The 7,663-nt window shown below is 62.5% G+C and carries 10 protein-coding genes and 1 pseudogene; 4 read left to right on the top strand and 7 right to left on the bottom strand.

Annotated features, from left to right (window positions below):
- The 4 genes and pseudogenes from EOA22_RS18825 to lptC form a co-directional block, all read right to left on the bottom strand.
- Positions 1-331: pseudogene (locus EOA22_RS18825) on the bottom strand (RNA polymerase sigma-54 factor); the annotation flags it as partial.
- A 199-nt stretch (positions 332-530) separates the two neighbouring features.
- The gene (lptB, locus tag EOA22_RS18820) at positions 531-1,349 is read right to left on the bottom strand and encodes an LPS export ABC transporter ATP-binding protein (protein ID WP_013529586.1); all 819 of its coding nucleotides are present in this window, start codon (positions 1,347-1,349) and stop codon (positions 531-533) included.
- Positions 1,349-1,930, bottom strand: coding sequence for an LptA/OstA family protein (locus EOA22_RS18815; RefSeq protein ID WP_013529585.1), 582 nt, complete (start codon positions 1,928-1,930; stop codon positions 1,349-1,351). Before EOA22_RS18815 ends, lptB begins: the two co-directional genes overlap by 1 nt.
- On the bottom strand, positions 1,917-2,630 hold the full coding sequence (gene lptC / locus EOA22_RS18810; protein ID WP_013529584.1) for an LPS export ABC transporter periplasmic protein LptC: 714 nt from the start codon (positions 2,628-2,630) through the stop codon (positions 1,917-1,919). The genes EOA22_RS18815 and lptC overlap by 14 nt, the downstream gene beginning before the upstream one ends.
- Before the next feature lie 404 nt (positions 2,631-3,034).
- Here lptC and sppA point away from each other — a divergent pair, with 404 nt between their 5' ends.
- From sppA to EOA22_RS18790, 4 genes are all read left to right on the top strand, one after another.
- Positions 3,035-3,991: a signal peptide peptidase SppA gene (sppA, locus tag EOA22_RS18805; RefSeq protein ID WP_027161328.1), complete on the top strand. Its 957-nt coding sequence runs from the start codon at positions 3,035-3,037 to the stop codon at positions 3,989-3,991.
- Positions 3,992-4,073: 82 nt separating this feature from the next.
- Positions 4,074-4,358 carry an integration host factor subunit beta gene (locus tag EOA22_RS18800; protein ID WP_006200394.1) on the top strand — a complete coding sequence of 95 codons (285 nt, stop codon included), beginning with the start codon at positions 4,074-4,076 and terminating at the stop codon, positions 4,356-4,358.
- Positions 4,359-4,415: 57 nt separating this feature from the next.
- Positions 4,416-4,772, top strand: coding sequence for a DUF1049 domain-containing protein (locus EOA22_RS18795; RefSeq protein ID WP_024502826.1), 357 nt, complete (start codon positions 4,416-4,418; stop codon positions 4,770-4,772).
- 37 nt (positions 4,773-4,809) lie between these two features.
- Entirely contained in the window at positions 4,810-5,775 is a 966-nt protein-coding gene (locus EOA22_RS18790) for an ornithine cyclodeaminase family protein (RefSeq protein ID WP_063169008.1), read from the top strand.
- Here the strand turns inward: EOA22_RS18790 and EOA22_RS18785 are convergent.
- From EOA22_RS18785 to EOA22_RS18775, 3 genes are all read right to left on the bottom strand, one after another.
- Positions 5,772-6,209, bottom strand: a complete 438-nt coding sequence (locus EOA22_RS18785; protein ID WP_063169009.1) for an EVE domain-containing protein — start codon at positions 6,207-6,209, stop codon at positions 5,772-5,774. The genes EOA22_RS18790 and EOA22_RS18785 overlap by 4 nt on opposite strands.
- Positions 6,206-6,601, bottom strand: a complete 396-nt coding sequence (locus EOA22_RS18780; RefSeq protein WP_013529579.1) for a VOC family protein — start codon at positions 6,599-6,601, stop codon at positions 6,206-6,208. Before EOA22_RS18780 ends, EOA22_RS18785 begins: the two co-directional genes overlap by 4 nt.
- Before the next feature lie 71 nt (positions 6,602-6,672).
- On the bottom strand, positions 6,673-7,365 hold the full coding sequence (locus tag EOA22_RS18775) for a YafY family protein (protein ID WP_063169010.1): 693 nt from the start codon (positions 7,363-7,365) through the stop codon (positions 6,673-6,675).
- Between the last annotated feature and the right edge of the window lie 298 nt (positions 7,366-7,663).

Here is a 7,663-nt window from a genome sequence, read left to right as displayed (position 1 = left end):
GCTCGCTGGTGCCCGGGTCGTCGGGAAACAGGTTTTCCAGCGACGTGTCGAGCTTGTCCGAGATCGCCTCCGCGCTCCACTGCGTCTCGTTTTCGAACCAGTCGCCTTCGCGGGCGGCTTGCGGCTCCGCCTCGATCTTCTGCGCCTGGTCGCTGGCGGCATCGTCCTGCGGCTCGGCGCGCTCCAGCAGCGGATTGCGCTCGATTTCCTCGTCGATGAAATGCTCGAGTTCGACATGGGTGAACTGCAGCAGCCGAATCGACTGCATCAGTTGCGGCGTCATCACCAGCGACTGCGATTGTCGTAGCTGTAGTTTGGCCGCCAACGCCATGGTTCGGTTTCAAACGCCTCGTCTACGCATCCGGACTTCCGGAAAGGAATTTTGCAGCCGGCCATAGAAACTGGCCCGGCTTTTGCTTGTCAAGGCAATTGGTAGCAAAACTCGCTTACCGGAGCGTTATCTCGGAGCAAAATCGAGGAAAAAGCGCCGCGCGAACCGCAAAAATCGTGTCAGGAAACAAATTTCACGCTCAGAGGGTGAAACCCTCGCCGAGGTAAAGTCGCCGCACATCCGGGTTTGCCACCACTTCGTCGGCCCTTCCATGGGTCAGCACCTGGCCGGCATGGATGATGTAGGCGCGGTCGATGAGGCCGAGCGTTTCGCGCACATTGTGATCGGTGATGAGGACGCCGATGCCGCGCGCCGTGAGGTGGCGCACCAGTTGTTGAATATCCGCGACGGCGATCGGATCGATGCCGGCGAAAGGCTCGTCGAGCAGCATGTAGGCCGGACGCGTCGCCAGCGCTCGCGCGATTTCCAAGCGTCGCCGCTCGCCGCCCGAAAGCGACATGGATGGCGCCTTGCGCAGATGGCTGATGTGGAATTCCTCGAGCAGTTCGTCGAGATTGCGCTCGCGCACCTTGCGGTCCTTTTCGACCACTTCCAGCACGGCGCGGATATTCTGCTCGACATTGAGGCCGCGGAAGATCGATGCTTCCTGCGGCAGATAGCCGATGCCGAGGCGTGCACGACGGTACATCGGCATCGACGTGACATCGAAGCCGTCGATCTCGATCGTGCCTTCATCCACCGGCACCAGGCCGGTAACCATATAGAAACAGGTCGTTTTGCCGGCGCCGTTGGGGCCGAGCAGTCCAACTGCCTCTCCGGCGCGCACGCCGATGGTGACGCCGCTGACGACCTTGCGGCCCTTGTAGCTCTTGGTCAGCCCCTTGGCGATCAGGGTTCCCTTGAACTTTCCCGCATCGACGGTCACCGTGGCCGGCGCCGAAAGCTTGCCGGCGGCCCGTCCCGGAAGACGCGCCGTCAGCGACGACAGGCTGGCCATCAGGGGTTCGTCGCTCCCGATTTCGGCGGCGGCGTGATCGACATCTGGACACGTTGCCCAGCGCATGGATCCACCTGAGCCAGCCCGCTTTTCATCTGCACGGTAAGTTTGCAGCCCACCAGAACGTTGTCGTTTTGCGACAGAACGACCTTTTTGCCCGAAAGCACCAGCACCTGGCTCTTCATATCGAAGCTGCCTTGATCGCCGGTCGCGATCTGCGCATCCGACTTGATATAGACCTTGTCGGAGATCTCCAGGTGGTCGATGTTGGCCGAGCCCGTCATCGCCGCACCCGCGGCCTCCGTGCCCTTGGCAGCGGCGTTGGGGTCCTTGACGTAGTAGACCGTCATCTTGCCGGCCTTCATCAATGTCGGCCCCTGGACGACGCTGACATTGCCCGTGAAGATGGCGACACTGTCGGCCTGGCGGACTTCCAGCTTGTCGCTCTCGATCTGGATCGGCTTGTCGCCGGACAGTTTGAGGCCTGATTGACTGGTCGTCTGCGCCCATGACGGCACGAGTCCGAGCAGCAGCAACGCTGAAGTTGCAGCCGCGAGCCGCGTCGAACTACTGAGCCGCATTGGTTTCTCCGCTGTTTCCCTGTGCCGCCTTCAGGGCGGCGGAATCGATGTTGACGCGCACTTTGTTCTCGAAAACCAGAATCTTGCCATTGTCCTGGACCGACATCGTATCCGCCGTGATCCGCGACCCGCCACGGCTGACATCGACGGGATCTCCTGTCTTCATAGTGCCTTTGCCCATGTCGAGGAAGACCGATTTGAACTTGGCCTGCATGCCGTCGGTCGTGGTGATCGTCACGTCGCTGGTCAGGTTCATCGTATTGCCGTCGCGATCGTAGGTGCCGTGCGAGGCCTTGACCGCCGCCACATTGTCGGACGCGATCGGCACCTTGGCGTCGATGCCTTCCAGCTCGATGATACCTTGCGTGCTGACATCCTGAATGGCACGCAGCGCCGTCATCGAATAAGGCTGCTTCTGCTTGGTGAAACCGTTGAGCTTGGGATTGGCCATCACCAGCTTGCCGTTGGAAAAGGCAGTGCCTTCCGCCTGAATCTTCACCGAGACGGGTGCGGCGAGATAGGAATAGACCGGGAAAGCGACCGCTATCAGTGCTGCGGCCACCGGCACGGCAAATTTGAGAACGCGCACGCGGCGCGAATGACGCTGTGCACGGTCGAAAGCATCGCCGCGCGTCCGGCCGTCCGCCGGGGGAGCCAACACCGCCTCGGCGTCGGTCGGTTCAATCGGTCGCGCTAACATTCACTGCTTTCTTCTAACCCTGCCCGCCCTTGGGCACCGCCTATAGGTGGGACGCCGGCGCTTTCAAGCAAGCACAAGCCCACGAAAACTGCAAAAATGTGACAGCCGCCTTTGTACAGACGAAAACGAAGTCCGCACAACTGCGTGTTCTCCATAGCAGAAACAGACACGCGGCGTAAAATTTATCAGCCATCGGTCTCGTCGCCCGACCTGGTGGCGATTGCACGAATATGTGAGCAGACCGACGCCTGGAGAGGGCCCGACCCGGCCCCGTCGACTGCCGACGCGGATAGCCACCTCACGTCCAGGCGCCGACTTGTCTCGCCATGCGCAAAAGAGAACTGCTTCCAGATGGGAGGATCATGGTCTAAAAGCGTCTCCTCCCGCCGACTGAAAGGCTGACCATGGCACTGAGAGCCGACGACCTGATCGACCGCCGCCGTTTGCGGCGCAAGCTGACATTCTGGCGCGTCGTCGCCATAGGCATCATAGCCCTTGGGGTGATTGCGCTTTCAACCTGGTTCTATGGCGACGATTTCGGCGGCTCGACGGTCGACCATATTGCCAAGGTCAAGATCGAAGGCACGATCACCGAGGACGAGGAACTGATCAAGCGGCTGGAAACCATCCGTCTTTCATCGAAGGTGAAAGGCGTGATCCTGTCGATCGATTCGCCTGGCGGCACCACCGTTGGCGGTGAATCGATCTATGAAGAAGTGCGCAAGCTGGCCGCCGACAAGCCGGTGGTGGCGGAAGTCGGCACGCTCGCCGCATCGGCGGGCTATATGATCGCCAGTGCCGCAGATCACATCGTTGCCCGCAAGACCTCGATCGTCGGCTCGATCGGCGTGCTGATCCAGTATCCCGACGTCAGCGGCCTGATGGACAAACTCGGCGTCAAGCTGGAGGAGGTGAAATCCTCGCCGCTGAAAGCCGCGCCCTCTCCCTTCAAGCCGACCAATGACGACGAGCGCGCCATGGTTCGCAAGCTCATCCTCGACAGTTACAACTGGTTCGTCGACATCGTCGCCGAACGCCGCAAGATGAGCCGCGAACAAGCGCTGGTGCTTGCCGACGGCTCGATATTCACCGGTCGCCAGGGCGTTGCCAACGGGCTGATCGACGCCGTCGGTGGCGAGACCGTGGCGGTCGACTGGCTGGCGACCAAGGGCGTCGATGCCAAGCTCAAGGTCGTCGAGTGGAAGGATACCGAACGGCGCAGCGGCTTCCTGTTCTCGAAAGCGATGGCGCAAACGATCGGCAGTGCGCTCGGCCTGCCCGCCTACAGCAGCGACGTCATCCATGAACTCGGAGCCGACCGCTTGTTTCTTGACGGTCTCGTTTCCGTCTGGCACCCTTGAGAAGCCGTTTGGGGCAAGTGAAAAAAGCAAATAAAATCATCCTCATAATTTTGACCGCACTGCTTTCACGGGGACCCGTCTCATGATCAAGTCCGAACTTGTGCAGATTATTGCCACGCGCAATCCGCATCTTTTCCTGCGCGACGTCGAAAACATCGTCGGCGCGATCTTTGATGAAATCACCGACGCCCTTGCCGAAGGCAACCGGGTCGAGTTGCGTGGCTTCGGCGCTTTTTCGGTGAAAAATCGTCCCGCGCGCACCGGACGCAATCCGCGCACCGGCGAATCCGTCGAGGTCGAGGAGAAATGGGTGCCGTTCTTCAAGACCGGCAAGGAACTGCGTGAAAGGCTGAACGGCGGCAAGTAGGCGCGACGTCAGCGCCTGACGGCCTTTCGGACAGGCCAGCTTCCGACGGAAAACATCATGTTCAATCGCTTCATCCTCATCGCGATCTTCGTGCCCCTGGCGATCATCCTGATCGCACTCGCTGTCGCCAACCGCGAACTGGTCGCCTTCACGCTGGACCCGTTCAACCCCGGCAATCCGAAGCTGACCCTGACTTTGCCGCTGTTCATCTTCCTGTTCCTGGCGCTCGCCATCGGCATGATCGTCGGCAGTCTGGCTACGTGGGTCAAACAGGGTCGCTATCGCAAGCTGGCGCGCCAGCGCGGCGTCGAAGCCGAGAACCTGCGCCAGGCGGTCAGCCGTGCGCCGGCGGTATCACAAAGCCAGGCACCGGGGTCCGCCCAAGGGGCAGCATTGCCGAAGCCGACCGCTTGAGCCGCCAATCGGCGGTTTTGTCCTCACGGAGTTTTTCATGCTGACCATTTCGGCCGCAGAGGTCGACCATGCGCTGACCTTTCCCGGACTGGTCGAGACGCTGCGCATGGCGTTTCGCGACGGTGCGGTGCAGCCGGTCAGGCATCATCATACGATCGAGCGGCCCGATGGTGCCGCCTCCACACTGCTTTTGATGCCGGCCTGGACCGATCTCAACGCGGCCGGCACGTCGGCCGGCGGTCACGTCGGCGTCAAGATCGTCACCGTGTCGCCCGACAACAATGCCATCGGCAAGCCCGCGGTGATGGGGCTCTATCTTCTGCTCAACGGCGCCACCGGCGAACCCGAGGCCCTGATCGACGGCCAGCGGCTGACACAATGGCGCACCGCCTGTGCTTCGGCGCTTGCGGCCTCCTATCTCGCCCGCGACGATGCCTCGCGGCTGCTTGTGGTCGGCGCCGGCGCGCTGTCGCCCTTCCTCGCCAAGGCGCACTCGGCCGTGCGGCCCATCAAGACCATCCGCATCTGGAACCGCACCCCGGCCAATGCCGAGAAAGTCGCGGCCGATCTGTGCGCCCAGGGCTTCGCGGCCAGTGCGGCAAGCGATCTCGATACGGAGCTTGGGCAGGCCGACATCGTCTCCTCGGCGACGATCACGACCACGCCGTTGATCAAGGGCGCATTGTTGCGGCCGGGAACCCATGTCGACCTGGTCGGCGGCTTTACGCCGACGATGCGCGAGAGCGATGACGATGCGATCAGGCTTGCCCGCGTCTATGTCGACACCCGCGCCGGCGCCACCAAGGAAGCCGGCGACATCGTCCAACCGCTGGCCTCCGGCGTGCTGAAACCGGAAGCCATCGTCGCCGATCTGCACGAATTGGCGCGCGGCCGGAAGAAGGGCCGCGAGAGCGCCGGTGAGATCACGCTGTTCAAGTCGGTCGGAGCGGCACTCGAGGATCTTGCCGCCGGCATTGCCGTCTACAAGGCGCTCACGGCCTAGTTTACCGTTGCACCCATTTCGGCGCCCATCGCCTCGGCGATCACACGAAAATCGTGATCCCCGATTTCAAAAAGGCCAAAGCGAAGCTGATAACCCCAGTTCGACTTGGCCGCGGTGAAGTCCAGCCTGTCGAGCAGCGGCTTGATCGGCGCTTCCTCGGCCTTGGCCCATGCCACATCGCGGCGGAACGGCGTGAAGCCGGCGCCCATATCGCCCTGATAAGGCTCGCCTTCCCGCACGATGCCTATCGCCGTGAAAGCCTGCAGGCCGTCTTTGTCGCCCAAAACAGTGGTCGGCGAATAGTAGACGACGCCATCACCCGGCTTGACGCGACGCAGCGGTGCCGCCTTGCCGTGGTTGACCTGCATGAAGCCGGCTGTGCGACCACGCCGGACATGCTCGGCCGACGCCACCGCTATCCAATACGCGCTCATTTCTGTTCCCCATTGGCCTGTTCCCCGTCGGACAGCCAGTAGACGCGCAGGCGATGATTATCGGGATCGAGCGCGACAAAAGTACGACCGAAATCCATGTCGGTCGGCGTCTGCAGGATCTTCAGCCCGCGCCCGGACCAGTCGGCATGGGCGGCATCGACCGCATCGGGCGTATCCAGCGCAAACACGATTTCGGCGCCACCGCCTGACGTGGCGGCTGCCGGCTCCACCGTATGGCGCGACCACAGGCCGAGCTTGAAGCCGGCATCGAGCACGAACAGCACGAAGGTCGGCGAACTTTCGACCGGCTCACGACCGAGCAGCGCGCTGTAGAAGGCACCGCTCTGCTGCGGCTGGTCGACATAGAGGATGACGAAATTCGGGGTGGCCATATCTGCTCTCCAAGGTTCGGTGTTTCGACTTGACGAACATACGATAGGCTACTGTCAGAATATGGCAGCAGTCATCGCGAACCACGCGGCTTGTCGAGCGTCGTTCGCCATTCCTTGAGCAGCGCCTGGCGACGACGCGGATAGCGCGTGTCCATTGCTTGGAGTTCGGCGATGCGATCGGCGCGAAAATGCCGGAAATCCTGCCGCATCTCGCACCACGCCACCACCACCCGCACCTTGTCGAAGAAGCCCAGCGCAAATGGCCAGACGACGCGCTGGGACACGGCCCCGCCGGCATCGCGGTAGAGAAAGCCGAGCTTGCGCTCGTTGCGGATGGCCTGCCGCACCAGACCAAGATCGATGCCCTCGGTGGCCGCGGCAGGAGGCCCGACCAGCAGTGTGCTCGCGTCAAGATCCTCGCGCAGATCGTCGGGCAGCACGGCTGCGATCTTGGCCAACGCGTTGGCGGCGGCGGCCGAGAGACGCTGGTCCGGCTGCCTGGCGACCCAGCGCGAGCCGAGCACAATGGCTTCGATCTCCTCGTCGCTGAACATCAGCGGCGGCAGCATGAAGCCGGGCTTGAGCACATAACCCAACCCCGCCTCACCTTCGATCGGCGCGCCCTGGCCCTGCAGCGTGGCGATGTCGCGGTAGAGCGTGCGGATCGAAACGCCCGTCTCGTCGGCAAGCATGTGCCCGCTCACCGGCCGGCGATGCCGGCGCAAGCACTGTATGAGGTCGAGCAGGCGTTCGGAGCGGGACATCGAGCAGATTTGCCTGTTTCTTTGACATTGGTCCATCGCCGGCAGACATAAACCGGAGAGGCCGACCTGTCGGACTTGGTTGCGAAGCCGGTTGCCCTATGTCAAAAGCGGCCACGCCGTTCGGAGTTGCCCCCGCTTGAAGTCTTTTCGCGACAAACGCCGCGACAACCGTCCACATCCATCCGCCAAGAGTGCGGCGGACGTGTCACGCCCGCGTCCCGGCCAGGCTCCTGCCAGACCGGAAGCGCCACCGCGCGAGCGCCATGAGGCGACGCCGGAAAATCGTTCCGAACCGAAC

The organism is Mesorhizobium sp. M7A.F.Ca.US.014.04.1.1 (assembly GCF_003998745.1).
Taxonomy (GTDB): Bacteria; Pseudomonadota; Alphaproteobacteria; order Rhizobiales; family Rhizobiaceae; genus Mesorhizobium; species Mesorhizobium ciceri.
The sequence above is the reverse complement of the archived record's forward strand: the minus strand, read 5'-3'. Positions and strand labels throughout refer to the sequence as shown.